Annotated in this window: 22 protein-coding genes; 6 read left to right on the top strand and 16 right to left on the bottom strand. The window is 65.5% G+C overall.

All coding sequences use genetic code 11. The features are described 5' to 3' along the window. Positions 1–27: 27 nt before the first annotated feature. From CE_RS05655 to CE_RS05630, 6 genes are all read right to left on the bottom strand, one after another. Positions 28–810, bottom strand: a complete 783-nt coding sequence (locus CE_RS05655) for a 3-alpha-hydroxysteroid 3-dehydrogenase (protein WP_006769929.1) — start codon at positions 808–810, stop codon at positions 28–30. A 25-nt stretch (positions 811–835) separates the two neighbouring features. Beyond that, positions 836–1,435 (bottom strand): class I SAM-dependent methyltransferase, encoded by a 600-nt coding sequence (locus tag CE_RS05650; protein ID WP_006769930.1) that lies wholly within the window; start codon positions 1,433–1,435, stop codon positions 836–838. 59 nt (positions 1,436–1,494) lie between these two features. Beyond that, the gene (locus tag CE_RS05645) at positions 1,495–2,262 is read right to left on the bottom strand and encodes an isocitrate lyase/PEP mutase family protein (RefSeq protein ID WP_006769931.1); all 768 of its coding nucleotides are present in this window, start codon (positions 2,260–2,262) and stop codon (positions 1,495–1,497) included. 130 nt (positions 2,263–2,392) lie between these two features. Beyond that, complete coding sequence (locus CE_RS05640) at positions 2,393–2,941, bottom strand: GNAT family N-acetyltransferase (RefSeq protein WP_006769932.1); 549 nt, start codon at positions 2,939–2,941, stop codon at positions 2,393–2,395. Between the two features lie 37 nt (positions 2,942–2,978). Continuing rightward, positions 2,979–3,758, bottom strand: a complete 780-nt coding sequence (locus CE_RS05635) for an SCO1664 family protein (protein ID WP_006769933.1) — start codon at positions 3,756–3,758, stop codon at positions 2,979–2,981. After that, the gene (locus tag CE_RS05630) at positions 3,758–4,453 is read right to left on the bottom strand and encodes a histidine phosphatase family protein (protein WP_006769934.1); all 696 of its coding nucleotides are present in this window, start codon (positions 4,451–4,453) and stop codon (positions 3,758–3,760) included. The genes CE_RS05635 and CE_RS05630 overlap by 1 nt, the downstream gene beginning before the upstream one ends. A 146-nt stretch (positions 4,454–4,599) precedes the next feature. Here CE_RS05630 and CE_RS05625 point away from each other — a divergent pair, with 146 nt between their 5' ends. The 4 genes from CE_RS05625 to CE_RS05610 all read left to right on the top strand — a co-directional run bounded on the left by CE_RS05625 (position 4,600) and on the right by CE_RS05610 (position 10,415). After that, positions 4,600–6,030: a sigma 54-interacting transcriptional regulator gene (locus CE_RS05625; protein ID WP_006769935.1), complete on the top strand. Its 1,431-nt coding sequence runs from the start codon at positions 4,600–4,602 to the stop codon at positions 6,028–6,030. A gap of 43 nt (positions 6,031–6,073) precedes the next feature. Continuing rightward, positions 6,074–8,035, top strand: coding sequence for a vWA domain-containing protein (locus CE_RS05620; protein WP_006769936.1), 1,962 nt, complete (start codon positions 6,074–6,076; stop codon positions 8,033–8,035). A 15-nt stretch (positions 8,036–8,050) separates the two neighbouring features. Next, positions 8,051–8,929: a macrolide 2'-phosphotransferase gene (locus CE_RS05615; RefSeq protein WP_231844062.1), complete on the top strand. Its 879-nt coding sequence runs from the start codon at positions 8,051–8,053 to the stop codon at positions 8,927–8,929. Between the two features lie 106 nt (positions 8,930–9,035). Beyond that, positions 9,036–10,415, top strand: coding sequence for a DUF4185 domain-containing protein (locus CE_RS05610; RefSeq protein WP_006769938.1), 1,380 nt, complete (start codon positions 9,036–9,038; stop codon positions 10,413–10,415). A gap of 7 nt (positions 10,416–10,422) precedes the next feature. Here CE_RS05610 and CE_RS05605 read toward each other — a convergent pair whose 3' ends face one another. Then, positions 10,423–12,066, bottom strand: a complete 1,644-nt coding sequence (locus CE_RS05605; protein ID WP_035109861.1) for an ABC-F family ATP-binding cassette domain-containing protein — start codon at positions 12,064–12,066, stop codon at positions 10,423–10,425. Between the two features lie 78 nt (positions 12,067–12,144). Between CE_RS05605 and CE_RS05600 the strand changes: the two genes are divergently transcribed. After that, entirely contained in the window at positions 12,145–13,182 is a 1,038-nt protein-coding gene (locus CE_RS05600) for a tocopherol cyclase family protein (protein ID WP_006769940.1), read from the top strand. On the opposite strand, the gene CE_RS05595 is transcribed toward CE_RS05600, so the two are convergent. From CE_RS05595 to CE_RS05585, 3 genes are all read right to left on the bottom strand, one after another. Beyond that, positions 13,177–14,277 carry an alkene reductase gene (locus CE_RS05595; protein ID WP_006769941.1) on the bottom strand — a complete coding sequence of 367 codons (1,101 nt, stop codon included), beginning with the start codon at positions 14,275–14,277 and terminating at the stop codon, positions 13,177–13,179. The two genes, CE_RS05600 and CE_RS05595, sit on opposite strands and share 6 nt — an antisense overlap. Before the next feature lie 92 nt (positions 14,278–14,369). Beyond that, entirely contained in the window at positions 14,370–14,981 is a 612-nt protein-coding gene (locus CE_RS05590; RefSeq protein WP_006769942.1) for a hypothetical protein, read from the bottom strand. Continuing rightward, positions 14,971–15,849 carry an endonuclease/exonuclease/phosphatase family protein gene (locus CE_RS05585; RefSeq protein ID WP_006769943.1) on the bottom strand — a complete coding sequence of 293 codons (879 nt, stop codon included), beginning with the start codon at positions 15,847–15,849 and terminating at the stop codon, positions 14,971–14,973. Before CE_RS05585 ends, CE_RS05590 begins: the two co-directional genes overlap by 11 nt. 74 nt (positions 15,850–15,923) lie before the next feature. Here CE_RS05585 and CE_RS05580 point away from each other — a divergent pair, with 74 nt between their 5' ends. Further along, a complete protein-coding gene (locus CE_RS05580) occupies positions 15,924–17,174 on the top strand; it encodes a flavin monoamine oxidase family protein (RefSeq protein WP_231295159.1) in 1,251 nt (416 codons plus the stop codon). Here CE_RS05580 and CE_RS05575 read toward each other — a convergent pair. The 6 genes from CE_RS05575 to CE_RS05550 form a co-directional block, all read right to left on the bottom strand. Continuing rightward, entirely contained in the window at positions 17,154–17,567 is a 414-nt protein-coding gene (locus CE_RS05575; RefSeq protein ID WP_231844069.1) for an SRPBCC family protein, read from the bottom strand. The two genes, CE_RS05580 and CE_RS05575, sit on opposite strands and share 21 nt — an antisense overlap. 8 nt (positions 17,568–17,575) lie before the next feature. Beyond that, on the bottom strand, positions 17,576–18,046 hold the full coding sequence (locus CE_RS05570; protein ID WP_041628409.1) for a DoxX family protein: 471 nt from the start codon (positions 18,044–18,046) through the stop codon (positions 17,576–17,578). A gap of 28 nt (positions 18,047–18,074) precedes the next feature. Continuing rightward, positions 18,075–19,823 carry a SulP family inorganic anion transporter gene (locus CE_RS05565; RefSeq protein WP_006769948.1) on the bottom strand — a complete coding sequence of 583 codons (1,749 nt, stop codon included), beginning with the start codon at positions 19,821–19,823 and terminating at the stop codon, positions 18,075–18,077. Positions 19,824–19,994: 171 nt separating this feature from the next. After that, positions 19,995–21,608: a solute symporter family protein gene (locus CE_RS05560; protein WP_006769949.1), complete on the bottom strand. Its 1,614-nt coding sequence runs from the start codon at positions 21,606–21,608 to the stop codon at positions 19,995–19,997. Then, positions 21,609–21,971 carry a DUF485 domain-containing protein gene (locus CE_RS05555; RefSeq protein WP_011075286.1) on the bottom strand — a complete coding sequence of 121 codons (363 nt, stop codon included), beginning with the start codon at positions 21,969–21,971 and terminating at the stop codon, positions 21,609–21,611. Between the two features lie 481 nt (positions 21,972–22,452). Further along, the gene (locus CE_RS05550) at positions 22,453–22,959 is read right to left on the bottom strand and encodes a 2'-5' RNA ligase family protein (protein ID WP_035109924.1); all 507 of its coding nucleotides are present in this window, start codon (positions 22,957–22,959) and stop codon (positions 22,453–22,455) included. Between the last annotated feature and the right edge of the window lie 133 nt (positions 22,960–23,092).

The raw sequence follows: 23,092 nt of genomic DNA, 5'->3' as shown, positions 1-23,092 counted from the left end.
TTTTTTTATATATCGGTGCCCGGAGGGCTACCAGATGTCATCGCCGCGGGACAGTGCATCATAACCGCCGTCGACGAAGATGATCTGGCCGGTCATCCGCGCATTGTCCGCAGAGACCAGGAAGGCGTGGACCGCGGCGATGTGCTCGGCCTCGGCGATGCCGTTGTAGGGGGTGGGCATGGCGTCGGCAGCCATCTTGCGGCCCTCCTCCGTGGAGAACAGCTCGGTGGTCATGCCGGTGTAGACCTGTCCCGGTCCCACACCGTTGATGCCGATTCCCGCACCTGCGTACTCCGGGGTGGGTGCCATCCGGCGGATCCAGCGGGAGATCGCCCGCTTGGAGCTGGAGTAGTTGGCGTAGCCGATCTGCGGGCCCTGCTCAGCCAGCGCCACTCCCCGTTCCATGGCGGCGTCGTAGTTGCCACCCAGCAGCAGATCCACCAGTTCCGGGTCATTGCCCTGGAGGGTGGCCGCGGAGCTGGTCACGGTGATGCGGGGTGCCTCGGACTTCTCCAGCAGGGGGCGCAGTCCCTCGATGAGGGCGACGGTGCCGAAGTAGTTGATCTTGAGGGCCAGTTCAGTGGGATGGGAGACACCGGCGTTGGCCACCAGGCCATCGAGCACACCGTCGCTGAGCCCGGTGATCTTCTCGATCGCGGCGGCCACACCCTCCTTGGTGCCCAGGTCGGCGGTGACATCGCCCTCCTTGAGATCCACCCGGATGACGCGGTCGCCGGCATCCTCCAGTGCCTGGGCGGTAGCCTGTCCGATTCCGGATGCAGCCCCGGTGACAACAATGGTGCGTGACATGAAAACCACTCCTCGATAATTATGTCTACTGTTTCTTTACTGCGATGACGGTGGCCTGGGGCCAGGTGCCTGCGTGCTGCCGGTGCTGGGAGTGGATGATGCGGAAACCCTCATCATCGAGCAGGTGGGTCATCTCGGCTGCCGGCCAGGACCAGGTGGGGGCAATCGGGTGTTGAATGGTGGTTACTTCAGCGCCGTCGATATAGCCCAGCAGGATGGAACCACCAGGGTGCAGGGCGCGGTGGAATTCCGCGAGAATATCCGGCATCTCCTCCGGCGGGGTGTGGATGAGGGAATACCAGGCCAGGATGCCCCCGAGTGACCCATCTGCGGCCGGTAGGGCATCCATGGACCCTTCTGCGATGTCCACACCCGGATACTCCCGGCGACCGATCGCCACCAGTTCCGGGGTGATGTCGATGCCGGTGACCTCCAGGCCCATCCGGTGCAGGACGTGGGTCCACCGTCCGGATCCTGCCCCGGCGTCGATGATTCTGCCCTCCACGGTCCGGGCCCACCGGGTGATCAGGTCCATCTCCACCGGGGATACCTCGTCCGCTGTGCCAAGCAACCGGTGGTAGCTCTCCGCCCGGGCGCCGTAGGCGCCGGGAACCTCCTGCGACATGATGTCCTCCTGCTGACGTGGGGAACGGGGACTGGGTGGGGCGTCGATAAGCGCGGGTCTTAAGCGATCCACTTCCCGAGCTGGCCCACCGACAGCTCCGCCAGCCACATCTGCCACAGCGGGCCGAAGGTGACGCGGCGGGCGCCGAGCTGGGTCAGGGCCGCGAGGTCGCCTGCGCCGTGGCCATCAGCCGGGTGGGCGGTGACATTGACCGGGACAGAAACAGCCCCCACCAGCTGGGATACCTGGTCGGCGGTGACCAGGCCGACGGGATAGACGGAACGGGCACCGGCGGACTCCATGAGCCTGATGCGCTCCTGCGCCTCGGCGAGAGGATCCTCGAAGACATCCGTGCCCAGCTTCACCGCATCGGTGCGACCGTTGATGACAAAGTCCACGCCCGCCTCATCCGCGGCGGCGCGTGCCGCGGCGATGTAGTCGGCGTGCTCCTGACGGTCGCGCACACGCTTGCCCTCGGAGTGGACAACATCCTCGATGTTGGCGCCGACAACACCGGCCTCCAGCAGACGCTCGATGAGTTCGGCCGGCTGGAGCCCGTAACCGGATTCCACATCGGCACTGACGGGCACCTCGACGGAGGAGGTGATGCGCTTGATCTTGTCCAGGTAGTCGGCGAAATCCATGTTCTCACCATCGGAGCTGCCGATGGCGTCGGCAACCGGGTGGCTACCGATGGTCAGGCCCTCGAAACCTACCTCGACGGCAACCCCGGCGCTCCAGGTGTCCCACACGGTGGGCAGCACCAGGGTGCGTCCGGATTCGTGGGCTTTGGCGAAGGTGGTGGCGAGTGCTTTTACATCAGTCATTCTCTACTCCCTTGAAAGGTCGGTTGAATGTGTGGCGATCAATCGCGACTAGCGATGTTGCCGGCCATCCTACGTTCATTCCGGGCGTGGGAGCCGGGCCGGGACGTTGACCTGCGATGATCGGCGCTGCTTAGAGCACCAGTTCAAAGAGGTGGAACTCGGTGAGACCATAGGTGCCGTAGTCGAGATGGTGGCAGCCGAGATCGGTGAATCCGTAAGCAGTGTAGAGCCGAAGGGCGGGGGTGTTGTCCACATAGACATCAAGACGGATCGCGCGCATGCCCTGTTGCCTGGCCAGATCCACCGTGGCATCAAGGATGAACCGGGCGATCCCCTGCCCGGCGCGCTCCGGCAGCACGCCGAGCGCGTGGACCACCAGCACCTGCCCAGGTGGAACGTCGATGGACCAGTCGGCTCGACCATAACCGTCCGCCGTGTCGTGGTTGAGCACCACCGCGCCGAGGATGCTGCCGAGGATGCTGTTGTCATCAGCACCATCGCGCACAACGTATAGCTCCCCCGCGGTGATCCAGGCGGCAATGAGCTCCGGGGATGGGTGGCCCACCTGATGCCACCGGGGATAGTCGATGGTGGCACCCAGGTGGTCGATGATCCTGCGGTAGACCTGCTGGACCGCGGCGGTGTCTTCAGGTCTAGCCCGGGCGAACGTCAGGGGCATGGTGTTCTCCTTCGGTCGGGCGTTCACAGTCTGGTGCTCACACCAGTGGCCAGGGGAACTGGTAGTGCGAACGGGGATGCGGGAAGAATGGCAGGCGCACAATGCGTGAGGCTCTGGTCTGAAGGGCATCGACCTCCTCGGGCAGCAGGAGCCGGGCGAGATCATCGGGTACCTCGTCGATGAGCGGGGAAACCGCCCGCACCAGTTCCTGGTCGATGGGTTCCCCGGCGAAATCCCAGATCACGGTGCGGAGTTTGGACTCGGCGTGGAAACACAGGCCGTGGTCGATGCCCCACACGCGGTCCCCTGAATCCAGGAGGACATGACCGGATTTACGGTCGGTGTTGTTGGCCAGCAGATCGAAAACCGCCATGCGCCGGAACTGATCATGGAGGTCCTCGCGGGTTTCCAGCAGGGGGAAATAATGATCACCGTCATTGTCGATGAACCACTGCAGCGACCCCACCCCGAAGGGCCCGTCCTCCCGGGTCACCGTCGGGGGCACCAGATGCCAGCCCAGATACTCGCTGAGCAGGAAGGCGGCTTCCTCACGGGCATGCAGGCCCGGTGGGAAATCAAACAGGGGCCGCTCCCCCAGCAGGGGTTTGTACACCGCCCAGCCGTAGTCCTCCTTGTGGCTGGAATCCACCACGAACCCCAGATTGCTCGATTCCATCAGCTGGGTCACCACCGCCAGGTCCCCGGTGCGCAGGATCTCCAGTTCCCGGTCAAACGGCGGGCGTGGATCCAGCTCCCCGCGGTCGACCGCGTCGCGCGCATCCCCGGATTCCCCGGCCTCGCCGAACTGCTCAGCCATCAGCCCTCCCGCAGGTAACTCAAGGAACCGGTCCGGGAGTTGGTCACCACCATCCGGAACTGATTCGGTGATGTGGTGTCGGTGTGGTCCTCCCCTGCCGCATTGTCACCCGGTGCCTTGGGCGTGAGGAATTCCGCCACCGAGATCGAGGCCGTGTCGATGCTGATGCGCTGGAAGGAATCCAACGGGATTCCACCGAGGTGGGCCACCACCGCCTTGAGGGGGTCGGCGTGACTGAACAATGCGACCACCTCACCGGTGTGCCGGGCGACGATCTCCTCCACCGCCCCGGCCATCCGTTGCTGCATCTCGGTGAAGCTCTCCCCACCGGGGAAACGGAAGGTGGAGGGTTGTTGCTGCACCGTCTTCCATTCAGGCAGTTTGTACAGGTCGGTGAGTTTCTGCCCCGTCCATTCACCGAACTCGCACTCGATGAGGTCATCCATGACCTGTGGTTCCAGTCCGAACTTCCCGGCGGTCGGTGCGGCCGTTTCCCGGGCGCGTTCCATCGGGGAGGTGTAGATGGCGGCCAGGGGTAGGGCGTCGATCCGCTCCGCCACCTCGCGCGCCTGCCGGCGTCCCACATCACTGAGGTGGAGGCCCGGTGTGCGGCCGGGCAGTACCTGGCCGGTGGTGGGTGTGGCCCCGTGGCGCACCAGCAGAAGAAGCGTCGAGGTGGGTGGCGTGGTCTCCATTCTGGGAAGCCTACCGAACTTCCGCGTGGCTGGACCGGTTGTCCGAACCGGTGTCAGAACCGGTGTCGGATCGCCCCTCCACGCCCCACCCCCTGTTGCACAACCGGAAACGTGGCTAGCCTGTTGGTGTGAATCCTCAGCATGATATGACCCCCGACAACTCCCCCGGCAGCGCTCCCGCCAGCGCCTCCAGCACCCCTCCCGCTGCCGCCACGCTCGGTGAGCTCAAGGCCACCGGGTACACCCACCGGCCGGTGCGCGAGGAGATCCGCGACAACCTGCTGGCCAAACTCGCCGCGGGCGAGGATCCCTGGCCCGGTCTGCACGGTCTGCAGCACACGGTGATCCCGCAGGTGGAGCGCGCCCTGATCGCCGGTCATGACATCGTTCTGCTCGGCGAACGTGGTCAGGGCAAGACCCGCCTGCTGCGGTCCCTGGCGATGCTTCTCGACGAGTGGATCCCCGCCGTCGCCGACACCGATCTGCGTGAGGATCCCCTGGCCCCCATCACCGAGGCCACCCGCCTGCGGGTGGAACTGGAAGGCGATGACCTGCCCATCGTGTGGGTGCACCGCGAGGACCGTTATGCCGAGAAACTGGCCACCCCGGATACCTCGGTGGCCGACCTCATCGGTGACGTGGATCCCATGCGGGTGGCCGAGGGACGCCGCCTGGGCGACCCGGAGACCATCCACTACGGTCTGATCCCACGGTCCAACCGTGGCCTGGTGGCCATCAATGAGCTGCCCGACCTCGCCGAGCGCATCCAGGTAGCCATGCTCAATGTCATGGAGGAACGCGATGTGCAGATCCGCGGCTACATGCTGCGCCTGCCGCTGGATGTACTCGTGGTGGCCTCGGCCAACCCGGAGGACTACACCAACCGCGGGCGCATCATCACCCCGCTCAAGGACCGCTTCGGCGCGGAGATCCGCACCCACTACCCGCTCGCCCTGGAGGATGAGATCGCGGTGATCACCCAGGAGGCGGACCTGGTCGCAGAGATTCCCCCCGTTCTGTTGGAGATCCTCGCCCGTTACACCCGCGCGCTGCGGGAATCCCCCGCGGTGAACCAGCGTTCCGGTGTCTCGGCGCGTTTCTCCATCGCCGGGGCGGAGACCGTCGCCGCCGCCGCCCTGCGCCGCGCCACCATCCGCGGTGAGGATACGGCCGTGGCCCGCCTGGTGGATCTGGAGGCCGCCGTGGATGTGCTCAGCGGCAAGATCGAATTCGAGTCCGGTGAGGAGGGCCGCGAGTGGGAGACCCTGGAATACCTGCTGCGTACCGCCACCGCCGAGGCCATCCGCTCCCATCTGCGTGGGGTGGATTTCACCCCGCTGATCACCGCCCTGGATGGGTCGGTCACCGTCTCCACGGGTGAGCAGGTCACCGCCGAGGAGTTCCTCGCTGGCCTGCCGGAACTGGGCGAGTCGGATCTCTACGACAAAGTCGCCGACATCTTCGGGGCCACCACCCCCGGCACCCGCGCCGCGGCCATCGAATTGGCCCTCGAGGGCCTCTATCTCTCCCGGAAGATTGCCAAGGATTCCGGCGAGGGCGAAACCATCTACGGATAAACCAGCTACGGCTGACACTGCTAGGACTACGAAGGAGACCGCCATGGCACGCAACTACCGGCGCACCCGCTACGGCCGCTACACCGGTGGGCCGGACCCACTGGCGCCCCCGGTGGATCTCACCGAGGCCCTGGATGCCATCGGTCGGGATGTCATGGCCGGGTACTCCCCCGAGCAGGCCCTGCGCGAGTACCTGCGCCGGGGGGCACGCGGACGGGAGGGTTTTGATGAACTCGCCCGCCGCGCCGCGGAACGACGTCGTGAGCTGCTGCAACGCAACAACCTCGGTGGCACGCTGCGCGAGGCGAAGAAACTGCTCGATGAGGCGGTGCTGGCCGAACGCGGTCAGCTCGCCCGTGACGTGATGATGGATGACACCGACCGCTCCTTCCGGGAGTTGCTGCTGGACAATCTGCCCCAGTCCACCCCGGCCGCGATCACCGAACTCAACACCTACGACTGGCAGTCCACCGAGGCCCGCCAGAAATTCGAGCAGATCAAGGATCTGCTCGGCCGGGAGATGTTGGATCAGCAGTTCGCCGGCATGAAACAGGCCATGGAGGGTGCCACCGATGAGGACCGCGCCGCCATCGCGGAAATGCTGCGCGACCTCAACGGGTTGCTGGCCAAGCACCGCGAGGGGACCGACACCCCGGCCGATTTCGCGGAGTTCATGGCCAAACACGGTGAGCACTTCCCGGAGAATCCCCGGGATATCAACGAGCTCATCGATGCCCTGGCCGCCCGTTCCGCCGCCGCCCAGCGCATGCTCAACTCCATGTCCGAGGAACAGCGTCAGGAGCTGATGGAGTTATCCGCCCAGGCCTTCGGGTCGCCTGAGCTGCAGAACCTGCTGGGTGAACTCGCCGGCAGCCTGCAGGGTCTGCGCCCCGACCTGGACTGGTCCGGTTCCGAGGAGTTCACCGGTGAGGAGGGCATGGGACTGGGTGATGGCACCGGGGCCATGCAGGATCTCGCCGAGCTGGATTCCCTGGCCGAGCAGCTGCGCAATGACCACACCGACATCGACCTCGATGCGGTCAAACGTCAGCTTGGTGAGGAGGCGGCCGTGTCCGCCGATCTGCTCGCCCGCCTGGACAAGGCGATGCGCGACAGTGGTCTGTTGCGTCGTCACGCCGACGGTTCGCTGCGCCTGTCCCCGCAGGCGATGCGGCGTCTGGGCAAAACCCTGCTTGACGACGCCGCCCAGCAGCTCGCCTCCCGCACCGGTGCGCGCGACTCCCGCCTGACCGGGGCGAGCGGCGAACAGACCGGGGCATCACGCCCCTATGAATTCGGCGACACCCAGTCCTGGGATGTCACCCGCACCATCACCAACGCCCTGCAGCGCACAGCGGGCACAGCAGGAACAGACGGTCCCCTCAAGATCGAAATCGGTGATGTGGAGGTCGTCGAAACCGAGGCCCGCACCCAGAACGCCGTCGCGCTGCTCGTGGACACGTCCTTCTCCATGGCCGCGGAGGGCCGGTGGGTGCCCATGAAACAGACCGCCCTGGCACTGCATCATCTGCTGTCCACCCGGTTCCGCGGTGATGAACTGGCCCTGATCAGTTTCGGTCGCATGGCCATGAGCATGGACATCGACGAGCTCACCGCCCTGCCACCGGTGCATGAACAGGGCACCAACCTCCACCATGGCCTGCTGTTGGCCGAGCGGTTCTTCGCCCGCCACCCCTCGATGCAACCCACCCTGCTCATCGTCACCGATGGTGAACCCACCGCGCACCTGGAGGATTGGGGTGAGGCCTGGTTCAACTGGCCGACCCACCCGGAGACCCTGAAGAAGACCGTCACGCAGCTGGACCGCATCACCCGCCGTGGCACCCGCACCACCTTCTTCCGTCTCGGTCACGATCAGGGCCTGGAGCACTTCCTCAACCAGCTCGCCGACCGCGTGGGTGGTCGTGTCACCGCCCCGGACCTGGGTGATCTGGGGGCCGCGGTCATCGGGGAATACCTCAACTTCCGCGATACGGGCTGGTAGGGGACGGTGGTGGTTGTGGATATCCTCGCCCTGGCCCGCGCGCACCGGCTGGATCTGGACCCTGAATCGCTGCGCTTCATCGAGATGGGCCTGGATTTCCGGGTGGTCATGGCCACGGACACCGTCGGCCGGGGCTGGGTCCTGCGGATCCCCCGCTACCCCTCCGTGATGGATCGCGCCGCCGCGGAAGCGAGGGTTCTGCAGGTTGTCTCCCGGCACCTGCCGGTTCAGGTGCCCGACTGGCGGATCCACACCCGGGAGCTGATCGCCTATCCCCTGCTGCCCGGAGTCCCGGGTCTGGAACTTGCCGGGGACGGTGAACCGGTGTGGAATGTCGATGCCTCCTCACCGGTCTATGTCGATGACCTGGCAGGCATCCTCACCCAGCTGCATGCCATCCCCGCCGCGGAGGTCGCCGACACCGGCATCCCCATCCGCACCCCGGAGGAGGTGCGCGAGACCTGGTCGGCGGACATCGACCGGGTGGCGCAGGAATTCACCGTGAACACCGCACTGCTGCGGCGCTGGCGGGAATGGGTGGAGGAGGACAGCTACTGGCCAGAACACACCGTGCTCACCCACGGGGAGCTCTACCCCGGTCACACCCTGGTGGAGGATGGGCGCATCACCGGGATCATCGACTGGACCACCGCCCGGGTGGGTGACCCGGCCGCTGATCTCATGATGCAGCAGATGATCGGCACCCCGGACAGCGTCGAACGGCTCCTGGACCGGTATGTCCGTGGTGGCGGTCAGATCTGGCCACGCATCCGGGAGCACTGTGCGGAGCTGATCGCAGCCAGCCCGGTGGGGTACGCCCTCTACGCCCTCGAGGTGGACAACCCGGAGCTGCTGGATGCTGCCGCAATGATGCTCAACCCGGCTGATCCATAAGGCAACCTGCACTCCAGGGCTGGGGTTGATAAAATTTCGGCTTGTTCTGTTATGTGGCTGAAGATATGCCCATAACCTCCCCCTCGCCGTAAAGAGAAAACCCCCCATGTCAAAGTCTGTCCGCGCCCTCACCCTGATCGTGACCGGGGCGCTCACCTGTGCTGCCCTCTCCCCCGGGGCGCTCGCCCAGTCCGCGTTCTCCTCGGGCTCCTCCGGTTCCACCGGGTCCAGCAGTGCATCGGGGTCCTCCGGTGGAGGCAATCCCACAAACCCGGCCACCCCCTGGGCCGAGGACATCTCGGAGGGACTGGTGGTTAACCTCATTGGTGATCTGCTGGGGCCCGGTATCTCCAACCACGTGGGCGTGATGACGGGTGATCTCGGCACCATGACCCGGCTGGGTGATGGCGGGGAATTCGCCATCATCTTCGGGGATTCCTTCCGCGGTGCCACCTTCGGCCAGGGTGACTGGTTGAGTCCCATCGGTGTCGTCGCCGAGATGGACGCTGACGGGCGCATCGTGATCAAACGCCCCCTCAATGACGGCTGGCGGGTGGAACAGCTGGTCAACTACTCGCATAATGACCGCGGCCTGACCCTGCTGCCTTCTGATGTCATGAACATCAACGGCAACCTCTACATGCAGGCGATGTGGAATGAGGGTGTCGGCAATGTTCTGTACACCCAGATCTGGGAATCCGCCGATCAGGGACGCAAGTGGCGCAGCATCGCCACCATCCCCACCAGCTACCTGGGTGGGAAGGCCAACCTGATCACCTGGGAGTATGACCAGGCCAATGACTGGGTCTACATGATGTCCTCGGAGTTCAAGCGCAATGATGATGTCTACCTCACCCGCTTCCGTCCCTACGAGATCGATGACCGCACCAAGTGGCAGCACTACTCCCTCAACTCCGATGGCACCGGGTCCTGGGGGTCCCGCTACACCCCGATCCTCAGCGACCGGGTGAAGGCCGGGGAGATGTCATTGCGCCATATCGAGGGGCATTGGGTGCTGGCGATGTTCAACGCCGAGACCATGGCCATCGAGGTGCGCATCTCCGAGGAGATCGAACGGGACTGGAATGAGATCACGCCCGCCAACGTGGTGGTCTCCGGTTTCGGCGGCTGGGGTGCGGAACAGTCCCCGAGCAATTTCACCCAGCTCTACGGCGGTTATATCACCCCGGGGTCCACCCTGGGCAACATGGATCTGGTGGTCTCGCAGTGGAACACCAGTAACAACAGCCGATACATGTCCACCCAGTTCAACGTCAAGGGGCTGGACAAGTTCTTCGGCATTACCGCACCGGAGGCATCCAATGCCCGCAGCATGATGCGCACCCTGGACGCCCCGGCTGACACGGTGGGCAACCAGGATGTCATCGAGGTCGAGCAGGTCGAGGTCACCCCGGCCCCCGAGGTCGAGCTGGCCGAGTCCCTGACCGACATCACCATCGTGCCACTGGAGGAGAGCACTGACTAGGGCCCGGCTATAACTCGGTGACCTGGCCGTCTGCCACCTGCCAGTGGCGGTCGGTGACCACGGTGTCCAGCATGCGGCGGTCGTGGGTGACCAGCAGCAGGGTGCCGTCGTAGGTCTCCAGCGCCTGTTCCAGCTGCTCGATGGCGGGCAGATCCAGGTGGTTGGTCGGTTCATCCAGGACCAGCAGGTTGACCCCGCGCGCCTGCAGCAGCGCCATCCCGGCGCGGGTGCGCTCCCCGGGTGAGAGCTTGTCGACGGGCCGATGGACATGATCCGCGGTCAACCCGAACTTGGCCAGCAGTGTCCGCACCTCACTGGCGGTCATCGACGGCACGGCCGCCTCGAAGGAGTCCACGAGTGGCTGCTCACCGGCGAGGATGGTCCGTGCCTGGTCGATCTCACCGATGTGCACCCCGGAGCCCAGGCTCGCGGTGCCCTCATCGGGGGTCTGCCGTCCGAGCAGCAGCCGCAGCAGGGTGGATTTCCCGGCCCCGTTCGGCCCGGTGATGATGATGCGTTCCCGGGCGTTGATCTGGAGTGATACCGGGCCGAGGGTGAACTCCCCCTGCCGGATCACCGCACCGTTGAGGGTGGAGACCACCGAACCGGAGCGTTCCGCGGTGGCGATGGTGAACTCCAGGGTCCACTCCTTCCGGGGTTCGGCCACCTCGTCGAGCCGGGCGATCCGGCTTTCCATCTGGCGGACCTTCTGTGCCTGTTTCTCACTGGATTCGGTGGAGGCACGCTGCCGGAGCTTGTCGTTGTCGGGGGCTTTCTTGATGGCGTTGCGCACCCCCTGGCTGGACCATTCCCGCTGTGTGCGGGCACGGGCCACCAGATCAGCCTTCTTATCGGCGAATTCCTCGTATTTCTCCCGGGCCTGGCGGCGCAGGGTGGCGCGTTCCTCCAGGTAGGCGTCATAACCACCGCCGAAGACGCGGTTGGTGTCCTGCGCGCGGTCCAGTTCGAGAACCTGGGTGACACACCGGGCCAGGAATTCACGGTCGTGGCTGACCAGCACCACCCCGCCGCGCAGGCCCCGGACGAAGTTCTCCAGGCGTTCCAGGCCGTCGAGGTCGAGGTCGTTGGTTGGTTCGTCGAGAAGCACAATGTCGAACCGGGAGAGCAGCAGGGCGGCGAGCCCGACGCGGGCGGCCTGGCCGCCGGACAGGGAGGTCATCAGCTGCTCATCCAGGCCCGCGCCCACCTCGAAACCGAGGTCGGCGAGGACCACCGGGAGGCGTTCCTCCAGGTCGGCCGCACCACTGGCCAGCCACCGGTCGAGCGCGAGGGAGTAGGCATCGGCGACCGCGTCATCCTCACCGAGCGCTGCGGCCGCCTCATCCATGTCACGCGTGGCCTGGGCGCACCCGGTGCGCCGTGCCACGTAGCCTGCGATGGTTTCACCCTCCACGCGCTCATGTTCCTGGGGCAGCCACCCGATGAAGGCATCGGCGGGTGACAGGGACACGGACCCCGACTGGGGTTCATCCACACCCGCGAGGATGCGCAGCAGGGTGGTCTTCCCCGCGCCGTTGGCCCCCACCACGCCCACCACATCCCCGGGGGCGACGGTGAGGTTGAGGGAATGGAAGAGGGTGCGGTGGCCGTGGCCGCCGGCGAGGTCACTGGCCACGAGGGTTGCTGTCATGGGGTTCATTGTCGCACCCCAACCAGGCACGGGAGAAATGGTGGCGCAGCTCACACCGGGTGTGTTGTACTGGGGTCCATGAGCCTACTGAAGAGATACCGCGCCACCGGAGCTGATCTGCTCTTCGGTGATCCCCTGCCCGCCCACGAGGGAGTGTCCATGGAGGGGTATTTCTGGCGCATCACCGATCCTGCCACCGGCCGGGTGATCATCGCCCTGTGCGGGGTGAACCAGGGTCCGGACGGCCCGTGGGCGACGGTGGGGTACGCCGCCTGGCCGAATGGGTTCATCCGCACCGACGCTCCCGACGGTGCGTGGGCTGATCCGGATGGGCTGGGGGTGGAAGGTGGTGAGGGTGCCTTCGAGGGCAACCGGCGCCGGCTGCGGGTGGATCTGGGCCCCGATGCGCGCCTGGATATCCGCTTCACCGATCTGGCTCCCTGGCCCCACCGGTCGATGGGTGGTTCCAGTATCTTCCAGATGGTGCCCGCCCTCAACCAGTACTGGCATCCGTGGCTGCTGGGTGGGAAGGCATCCGGAACAGCCGTCGTGGGGGATGAGACCTGGGAGTTCACCGATGCCCAGGTGTATGCGGAGAAGAACTGGGGTCGGGAGGGATTCCCGGAATCCTGGTGGTGGGGTCAGGCGCAGGGATTCGCCGAACCGGATGCCTGCGTGGCGTTTGCCGGCGGGAAGATCCACAGCGGCCCCCTGCGTACCGAGGTCACCGGGCTGGTGGTGAAACTGCCCGGTGGGCGGACATTCCGCCTGGGCAACCCCGTGATCAGCCCGGTGGATACCCGCACCAGTGATGAGCGGTGGGAGCTGTCGGGCCGGGGTTTTGGCTGGCAGGTGAAGATCCATGCCACCGCTCCCCTGGACCGGGCCTTCATCCTGCCCGTGCCCCTACCCAGCGAGCACCGCAACACCGCGGGCGATCTGGAACACCTGGCCGGTGAGCTCAGCATCGAGGTCCGCCGCTTCGGCCGTCCTGTGTGGTCGGGGCGGACCACACTCGCGGCCCTGGAGCACGGTGGCCTGGACCGCGCGCAGCAGGAACTGACGCGACGCGGGCTGGGGACGGAGGTCACCTTCGCACCACCGGTGGGGTTATAGGCTGTACTCCATCACGGGGTAGTCGGTGTACCCCTTCTCCCCGCCCACATAGAAGGTCTCCGGGTTCGGCTCGTTGAGGGGTCCGTCCAGCTGCCAGCGGCGCACCAGGTCGGGGTTGGCCAGTGCGAGGCGCCCCACCGAGACCGCGTCGGCGGCCTGCTTGTCGACGAGTTCCTCCGCCACCTCCCGCTGCGTGAACCTGCTGAAACCGGTGTTGACGATGAGTGGTGCCCCGAATTCCCGGCGCAGCGTCTGGATCAGCTCGCCTTCCGGCTCGTGGTGGACCAGCTCGACATGGGCCAGACCCAGGTGCTTGAGGCTGCGCGCCAGGGCGGTGTAGGTGGCCAGGACATCGGCATCATCGGTTTCGATTGCACCCTGGATATTGTGCTGCGGGGACAGTCGCAGACCGGTGTTGCCGGCACCGATCTCCCGGGCCACCGCGGTGACCACCTCGGCGACGAAGCTGGCGCGCTTCTCCGGGCTGGCACCATAGGCATCACCGCGCAGGTTGGTCGTCGGTGCCAGGAACTCATGGAGCAGGTAGCCGTTGGCGCCGTGGATCTGGACACCATCCATACCGGCCGCCATTGCATTGCGGGCACCGGCGACGAACTGGTCGATGACGGTGGCCAGCTCATCCAACCCGAGTTCATGCGGGATCACCGGATCCACCTTGCCGGTGGAGATACGGATGGGATCCGGGGCGGCGATGGCACTGGGTGCGACGGTGCGTCCCGTGCCGGTGAGCTCTGGGTGGGAGATGCGCCCACCGTGCATGATCTGCATGATGATCTTGCCCCCACGCTCATGGACGGCATCGGTGATCCCACGCCAGGCGGTGACGTGCTCAGCGGTCTCGATTCCCGGCTGTTGCCCCCAGGTGCGGCCCTCCCGGATCGGCCAGGTGCCTTCCGTGATGATCATCCCGAAGTCCGCGCGCTGCGCGTAGTACTCCCGCATCATCTCCGTCGGGGTGCCGTCGGTGTTCGCCCTGATCCGGGTCAGCGGGGCCATGACGATGCGGTTGTTCAACTCGACGTTGCCGAGGGTGACCGAGGAGTACAGCGGGTGGTCGGTGTCGTGGGTGCCCATGTGGTGGTGTAGATCCTCTCAGGTGGTATATCGGTGTTGTCAGTGTTGTCGGTGCAACGGGTATCGGCGCAGGATTATTCCATGAGGGGGTGTCAGTGGGTCGTCGACAAGCGCTCCGGCTCGCAGGGGGCGGGCACCTGCTGCTCACGCACCAGGGGCAGGTGCGCGACCGCAAAACCGCAGGCCAGCGCGCCGATCCCGCCGACGACGAGATCGCTGATGGTGTCCTCGTAGGTGACGTAGATCTGGGAGGTGACATACGTGAAACCAACCCATTCCACCACCTCCCACAACACACCCAGCGACAACCCGAGCGAGGTGGTCAGGGCGACGGCGGCGACCCGGTGGGTGCCGGGCGGGGGCACCGCCCCGATCCGCGCGAGGTAGATATAGGCGGCCACCGCCAGTCCCCCGGCGCAGATGAAGTGGATGACCATGTCCCACCAGGCGATGGAGGTGTAGAGCTCAAAGACATTGCTCCACGCGGCGATGATGAGACTGGTGGTGAGGACGGCATCCGGTATCGGTGTCATGCCGAGGAACCGCGCGATGAGCATCCCCGGCAGAGTGAACGCGATGACCGCCGCCTGGGTGAGCTCGAAGAAGGCCAGGGCGACGAAGAAACTCACCACCCCACCGATGCGGATGAGGTCTGCGACCGTCTCGGTCAGACCCCTCGGCGGGCGGATGAAATTATCGATCATGGAGTTCGTCATTTCCTGTTTCTCCCGGTGGAATCAGCAGTGCATGGACAGAGAGATGATCAGATGCCCACGCGCCAGCGTACTGACGCGCGTTAATCCCTGCCCTGTGAACCTGCCAGTCGGGCGTGCTGAGGATCCAGTCGATGCGTTTACCGCCCGGCCTCGGGGCGCGGTAGTTGGGGAAGGTGCCCCACTCGGCGGTGAGATGGCCGGCAGCGACGGACCAGGTGTCGGTGAGGACATTGCCGCTGGTGAAAGCGCGGAAGGTGGCGCTGTTCTGATGCGCGTTGACGTCACCGGTGACCACCGCGGGCAGCTGCGTGGTGCGGATATGGTCGCGGATGGCCCGAGCGGACCGCAGCCGGGAACGCCGGGAGAGGGGATCGAGGTGGGTGTTGAAGACCAGGAACCGGGTACCGGTGGCCCGGTGCCGGAAGGTCGCCGCGACGAACGCCCGGGGGAAGAGATTGCCCCAGGACACCGACCCCGGAACCTCCGGGGTGTCCGACAGTGCCTGTTGGCGCCAGTCGATCAGCTCCAGCTGCGTGGTGTCATAGAAGACCGGGGTGGCCTCACCGGTGTGGTGGCGTCCCCTCCCCCACCCCACGAACCGGTGGGACGGGCCCAGCACCTGTTGGAGGAAGGCAGTCTGTTCCGGCAGGGCCTCCTGCACCCCGAGGATGGTGGGGCGCAGCTGGGACAGCGCCTCACGGATCAGCGGCGCGCGGGTGGCCCACCTGTCCGCCCGGTGGGTGAGCTGCCCCGGGATGCGGCGACGGATATTCCACGTCATCACATGGAGGGCTGCCGGTGGATACCCGCCAGCGGTGATGGACACCTCCCGGCCGGTCTCAGGTACGTGCTTCATCCACCCGAGGCTACCTCCACCACAGCTATCATTGGACGGGGAAAACCCGGATGAGGAAGTACCGAAGGAGCACCATGGACACGGATGTCATTGTCATCGGCGCGGGCCTGGCCGGCCTGCAGGCTGCCCGCAGGTTGGAGGACGAGGGACTGGGTGTCCTGGTCCTGGAACGCGAGGAGGAGATCGGTGGCCGGGTGCGCACCGACCACATCGACGGTTTCCTCCTGGACCGCGGTTTCCAGGTGCTCAACCCCGCCTACCGTGCGGTACGCGACTGGGTGGATATCAAGGCCTTGAAGATGCAGCATTTCGACGTCGGGGTGCAGCTGCGCGATGACACGGGCATCTCCACCCTCGCCCACCCGCTGCGCCACCCACGCCTCATCCCGCAGACACTGCGCAGCGGTTATCTCACCCCGGGCGAGCTGTTCGCCCTCGCCCGGTGGCTGGGGCCGACGCTCGTGAGCGAAAAGATCTCCGCACGGGCCACCCGTGACACCACCCTGAACTCGGCCCTGGACCGTGCTCGCATCACCGGGCCCCTGCGGCGCAATGTCCTGGACACCTTCCTCGCCGGGGTGCTTGCCGACGGCCACGGCACCACCTCCGCCAACCTCGCCCGCCTGTTGCTGCGTACCTTCGCCTACGGATCGCCGGGACTGCCACGCGGTGGCATGCAGGCGCTGCCCCAGCAGCTGGCTGACCGCCTGCAGCGCGCTCCCCTGACCGGTCATGCGGTCACCGGCATCAGCGACACCGGGGCGGGTGTCACGGTGGACACCGATGCCGGTTCCTTCACCGCCCGCTACGTGGTGGTGGCCACCGACCCGGTGGGCGCCGGTGAACTGACCGGAGTGGAGGCGCCCCGGATGAAGGGTCTGGCGACCTGGTGGTTCCGCACCGATGAGGCCCCCGACACCGGTAGATTCATCCGACTGGATGCCACCCGGCCCGGGGGCGGTGCGGCGGGTCCGGTGCTGCACGCCACGGTGGTGTCCGCGGCCGCACCCTCCTACGCCCCTGAGGATCAGCACCTCATCGAGGCCACCGCCCTGCTGGGCGAGGATTCCGCGACGGAAGCCGAGGTGCGGGCGGACCTGGAACGCATCTACTCCACCTCCACCGGTGGCTGGGAGCTGATCATCCGCCACGATGTTCCCCATTCGCTTCCGGAGCAGCGCCCACCCCTGGTGGATCGGCAGTCCCAGCGGGTGGGCGAACACGTCTTCGTCGCCGGTGATCACCGTGACACCGCCTCCATCAACGGGGCGTTGATCTCCGGGGACCGGGCGGCGCGGGCCATCTCAGGTCTTGTCCGTGCCTAGGGTGGTCCCCAGGTTCGTGGCCGACACCAGCCGGCGCAGCGCCCACCACATCAGTGGCCGGTAGAGCGCCAGGATCAGCCACGGCCCCCGGATCCGCACCCAGGCGCGGGTGCCGGTGGGCAGTTCATCCAGGCCGTGGTCCAGCAGCAGGTTCAGGGGCCCGACGCGGACACGCCAAGTCCAGGTCCGTGCCTGCGGGTTGACCCGCAGGATACGGAAACGCGCGGTGGCGATCCGGAGGATCTCCACGCGCCCCCTGGTGCCGGCGGCGAGCGTGGGGGTGTCAGCATCGACCCCGGTCAGGTGTGGGGCCCAGGCGGTCCAGCGTTGCAGGTAGTAGGACCGCCGCCAGGCGAGCTCCGGTGTCGCCGCACCCGTGGCGGTCACTGTCATCACACCCATCATGTCTTCTCCTTCGAACTGGTCAGCCGGTTCCGCAACCAGCCCCAGGCCCCGGTGGACCACAGCGCCCAGAGCACCAGCAGCGGCTGGAAGAACAGACGGATCAACCGGGCGCGGTCGGTGTCCAGGCCGAACCCGTCGGTGCCCTCCACATACTGCGCGATATTGCCCGGGAAGATGAGGATGAAGAATACAGCCGTCGCGGTGCCCACGATGGGTCGCAGCGACCGTGGCGCGAGGATGAGGGCTGCCCCGAGAACGATCTCCACGACCCCGGAAGCCACCACCACCACGAGGTCCGGGTCCAGCGGCACCCAGCTGGGCACCTGGGCCTGGAACTCCTCACGCAGGGTGGTCAGGTGGCCGACACCCGCACCTGCCAGTGCCACCCCAAGCGTGATCCGGGCCAGGGTGCGGGCCAGGCTGCGTGGCCAGCGGGAGGTGTGGTCTGAGGGGGTCCCCGTTGTCATGGTCACCATTATGACCGTCACTGGGGTTTCAGGGATTGAGGATGTACCCGGGCACCCCGTCCGGCCACTGACCGTGCTTCTCGTGGTACCGCCGGGCGTATTCCCGCACCGCGGTGGGCAGGGTGGCGAAGATGTTCTCCTCCCCGATCCGGTCGATGAACCCCGTAGGTTCCAGTTGGCGGTGGAGATCCTGTTTCACCCGGGCCAGGGCGAGGGTGATGCCGCGTTCCTCCAACCTGATGCGCAGCTCCTCGAGCATGTCCACAGCTGTCAGGTCGATTTCGGTGTTGGCCTCGGCGTTGATGAGGAACCACTCCACCGGTTGTTCGGAGTCAACGACAGCCTGTTCCGCCTGCTCGAGGAAGTTCTCGGCGTTGGCGAAAAACAGCGGGGAATCATAACGGAAGACCACCAGACCCCGGACCGGAACAGCATCCGGGTAATCGTGCATGCTGTGCATGCCGGCCACCCCGGGCGCATAACCGAGAATATCGGCGTGGGGGGTGGTGATACGGCGGATGAGATCCAGCAGGGACAGTGCGATGGCCACACCGATGCCGATGAGCACACCGAACATCACCACCGTGACGGTGGTGACCGCGGTGATGAACAGCTCGCTCGCGCGGAAACGTCCGATACGGCGGAGCTCGGCGACGTCGATAAGCCTCGTGGCGGCGAAGATGACCAGCGCGCCCAGCGCGGCATCGGGGAAGGACTCCAGGACGGGCCCGGCGAAGAGCAGCACCAGCACCACCATGAGCATGGCCACGAGGGAATACACCTGGGTTTTCGCCCCGGCGGTGTCGGCGAGCACGGTGCGGGAACCGCTGGAGGACACCGGGAACCCCTGGAGGAAACCGGTGGCCACATTCGCGGTGCCCAGGGCCAGTAGTTCCTGGTTGGAGTCAATAACTTCTCCCCGACCGGAGGCGAACGCGCGACCGGTGAGGATGTTGTCGGAGAAACCGACGATCGCGATACCCACCGCGAAGGGCAGCAGCGCCCACAGATCCAGATCCCCCAGGTCCGGCACCCGCGGCTCCGGCAGGCCACGGGGCACCTCACCGATCACATCCAGGCCCAGGCGTTCCAGGTGGAAGATGGCCACCACAGCCCCGGCGAGCAGGAGCACCAGCAGCGCGGAGGGTGCCTTGGGGAACCGCCAGTAGGTGAGGAAGAGCAGGATGAGCACACTGGCGCTGAGAAGCACGGTGGGCAGATGCGCCTGACCGACCTGGCCGGCGAAGGACACCACATTGTCCCAGGTGCTCTCCCCCTCCACCTCGAGCTGGGTGACCTTCCCGAGTTGGCTGACGATCATCAACAGTGCAATGCCGATGAGGTACCCGATCAGCACCGGGCGCGAGAGCAAGGAGGTGAGGAAACCCAGCCTGGTCACAAACCCGACGAGACAGACGATGCCAACCGCGATCGCGAGGATGGCCGCGACCTCCGCGTAGCGTTCCGGACCACCGGCCGCCCCCACCAGCGCGCCGACACCGGCCGCGGTCATCAGCGCGGTGGTGGACTCCGGCCCGATCGACAGTTTCCGGGAGGTCCCCAGGAAGAAGTAGATGACCATGGGCAACAGAATCGACCACAGACCCACCACGGCGGGCAGCCCCGCGATGACCGCATAGGCCATCACCTGGGGCACGAGGTAGGCGGCGACGGTGACACCCGCCAGCAGGTCACCGCGCAACCAGGAACGCCGGTAGTGCACCAGTGCCGCCACCCCGGGGAGATAACGCTCCCACACCGCCCGTTTCGGATTCATACCGCGATTTTACCCCGCCGGGCGGTAACACCGGGGTTCAGAGATACTGTTCATGCTGTTCAGGACCCCTGTCATGGGTGTACGGGCCAATGCCACGGGCCCGGACAATCGAGGTGAATGTCCGGGCCCGTGGTGGCGATCGGTCCGTGTGGCGGGTGTCAGCCGGTGAGACTAGTGCTCGACGGGCTTCTCGACGCCCACACCGGTCAGGGAGCGGACCTCCATCTCGGCGCGCTTGAGCGGGAAGTTGTCCGGCTTGCCCAGGAAGGTGCCGATGATGCCCATGAGGAAACCGGTCGGGATAGCGACGATCGCCGGGTTCGTCAGCGGGAACCATGCGAAGTCCACGTTCGGCAGCATGGCGGTCTCTGCACCGGACACCGCCGGGGAGAAGATAATCAGGATGACCGAGGTCAGCAGACCACCGTAGATGGAGAACAGGGCGCCGGTGGTGTTGAAGCGCTTCCAGTACAGGGAGTACAGGATGGTCGGCAGGTTCGCGGCGGCGGCGATACCGAAGGCGAGTGCCACCAGGAAGGCGATGTTCTGTCCCATGGCACCGATGCCCAGGACGATGGCCAGGATACCGATGACGATCACGGTGATACGGGAGACGCGGACCTGCTCCTCCTCGGTGGCCTTGCCGTCACGGATCACGGAGTTGTAGATATCGTGGGCCACCGAGGCAGAGGCCGTGATGGCGAGGCCGGCGACCACAGCCAGGATGGTGGCGAAGGCGACCGCGGAGATGATGGCCATGAAGATGGTGCCACCGACACGGGAGGCCAGCAGGAGGACCGCGGAGTTGGCGCCACCCGGGGCGTTGGCGATCTGCTCAGCACCGACGAGCGCGGCTGCACCATAACCCATGACGACGGTCATGAGGAAGAACAGTGCGACGATTGCGATGGTCCAGGTCATGGACCCGCGTGCTTCCTTGGCGGTGGGCACGGTGTAGAAACGCATGAGCACGTGGGGCAGACCGGCGGTACCGAAGACCAAGGCGGCACCGAGGGAGATGAAGTCCAGCTTGGTCAGCTCATTCGCGCCGTACTTCAGGCCCGGGTTGAGGATGGCGTCACCCTGTGGGTGGTTCAGGACAGCGGCCTCGAGGACGGCGTTGAAGCCCCCCTTGACGGCGACGAAGGTCAGCAGGGTGATGATGATGGAACCACCAACGAGCAGGACCGCCTTGATCATCTGGATGTAGGTGGTGCCCTTCATGCCACCGACCAGCACATAGATGATCATCAGGGCGCCGACGATGGCGACGACGATGGCCTGGGCGGCCTCACCGTTGATACCGAGCAGCAGGGCCACGAGTCCACCGGCACCGGCCATCTGGGCGATGAGGTAGAACAGCGAGATCGCCAGGGTGGAGATGGCGGCAGCCAGACGCACGGGCTTCTGCTTCAGACGGAAGGACAGCACATCGGCCATGGTGAACCGACCGGTGTTACGCAGTGGCTCGGCCACGAGCACGAGGGCGACGAGCAGGGCGATGAGGAAGGCCACCGAGTACAGGAAGCCGTCATAACCGCTCAGGGCGATCGCGCCGGTCACACCGAGGAAGGCCGCGGCGGAGAGATAGTCACCGGAGATGGCCAGGCCATTCTGGGTACCGGAGAAGGAGGCACCACCGGTGTAGAAATCGGTGCCCTTCTGGGAGGTGGTGCGGGTGGCACGGACCACGACGGTCATGGTCACCACGATGAACAGGATGAAGATGGAGATGTTGAGGATCGGGTTTCCGGTGGAAACCTGCTCAGCAGCGAGGATGTGCATTTAGTTCACCTGTCCTTCGAGGTCAGCGTTGGTTGCACGGGAGGTGTCCTCGATCTGGGCACGGATGGCCGCGGTGGCCGGATCGAGCTTCCTGTCGGCGAAACGGACATATACCCAGGTGACCAGAGCAGCGGTGACGAACTGTGCCAGGCCGAGAATCATTCCGACGTTGATGGCGCCGTAGACGCGGGTGGACACGAAGTCCGTCGCGTAGGTGGCGGTGATGATGTAGAAGAAGAACCACACCAGGAAGGCGATGGTCATGGGGAATGCAAACCTGCGGAACGTACTACGCAGTTCACCGAACTCCCGGGATTCACTCACTTCGAGGAATTCTTCAGGTGTTGGGGCAGAGGGATTCATAGTCTACCTTAGAGAATCAGTGACATGAGCCACGTTGTTAATAGCTTGTGTGACACTATACAAATAAAAATTGCCCGTCAATTTAATGCAGGTCACACAGGGGTAGCGATGCAAATCACTCCCTTAGCAAGGTTGTGAAGAAGGCAGCAGATGCAAATATTGCAAATCTGAATCTATGCACAATCCGGCCCCGACGTGCGACTTTGCACAACGATGTACCAATCCAGAAAGTTCCCAGAACATTCACATGCATTTAATCGAATTGGTTCTGTTCCTGCGTTAGGGGGTAAGGTACTTTTTCCCCGGCACCCCCGCGACAGGAGCTGGGCAACTACACAGCAACATCGCAGGGGTGGGGAGAAAACACGGGTCGCCCGCACTGCCTCAACCCGTTTCCTTCCCGGAGGAAGTGGGCCTTTGCCCAGGCCCGGCCGCTGCGGGATGAAGGGCAGACAGTCCCCCTCCCCCGGCTCCCGCCTGTCTAGGACATTCCGGCCAGAACAGTCAGTTCCTGCGTCCTCGGTCGCCAGAATGCAGCCCGCGCAGCGGTGAGTTCCCGGAAATGCGCGGACGTCACCTCATCCAGGGCCCGGACATAATCGGGTACGATCTTCCGGGGCAGACGCAATCCCATGGTCAGGTGGGGTGTCCAGCGCCGGCCGCGCCCGTCAGGGTTGAGCGCACTGATCTCACGAGCGGCATTTTCCAGTTCAACAGATGTTTCCAGCAACCAGGCGACAGTCTGTTTGCGTTTGGTGCCGAAGACCACGGTGCCCACCCGCTGGAAACTGGCGGGTATCAGTGGCGGGAGCAGTTGCGCGGCTCGCTCGACCACAGGGCCGGCCATATCCCTCGAAAACGTCACAGTGATGTGTGGGGTCTGCCGCTGGGCGGGGAATCCCCGTTCCTCCAGGCGCGCGAAGATCTCACGCACCTGTTGTTCCTCCCGTGTGGGGAGATGGAACAGGATGTTGTCCGGGGATGTCATCGTCTGCCGCTCCTCACTCCTGATCCGGCACTGGTCCGGCACCATTCCCGAGAGCACAACCAGCCACGCACCCTCGGGTTCAACACTGAACACCGCCATGCTACGCACCCCCGGCGGACGAACGGGTGCCGGG

Source organism: Corynebacterium efficiens YS-314 (genome assembly GCF_000011305.1).
In the GTDB taxonomy this organism is placed as follows: domain Bacteria; phylum Actinomycetota; class Actinomycetes; order Mycobacteriales; family Mycobacteriaceae; genus Corynebacterium; species Corynebacterium efficiens.
This window is presented reverse-complemented; position numbering and strand designations above follow the sequence as displayed.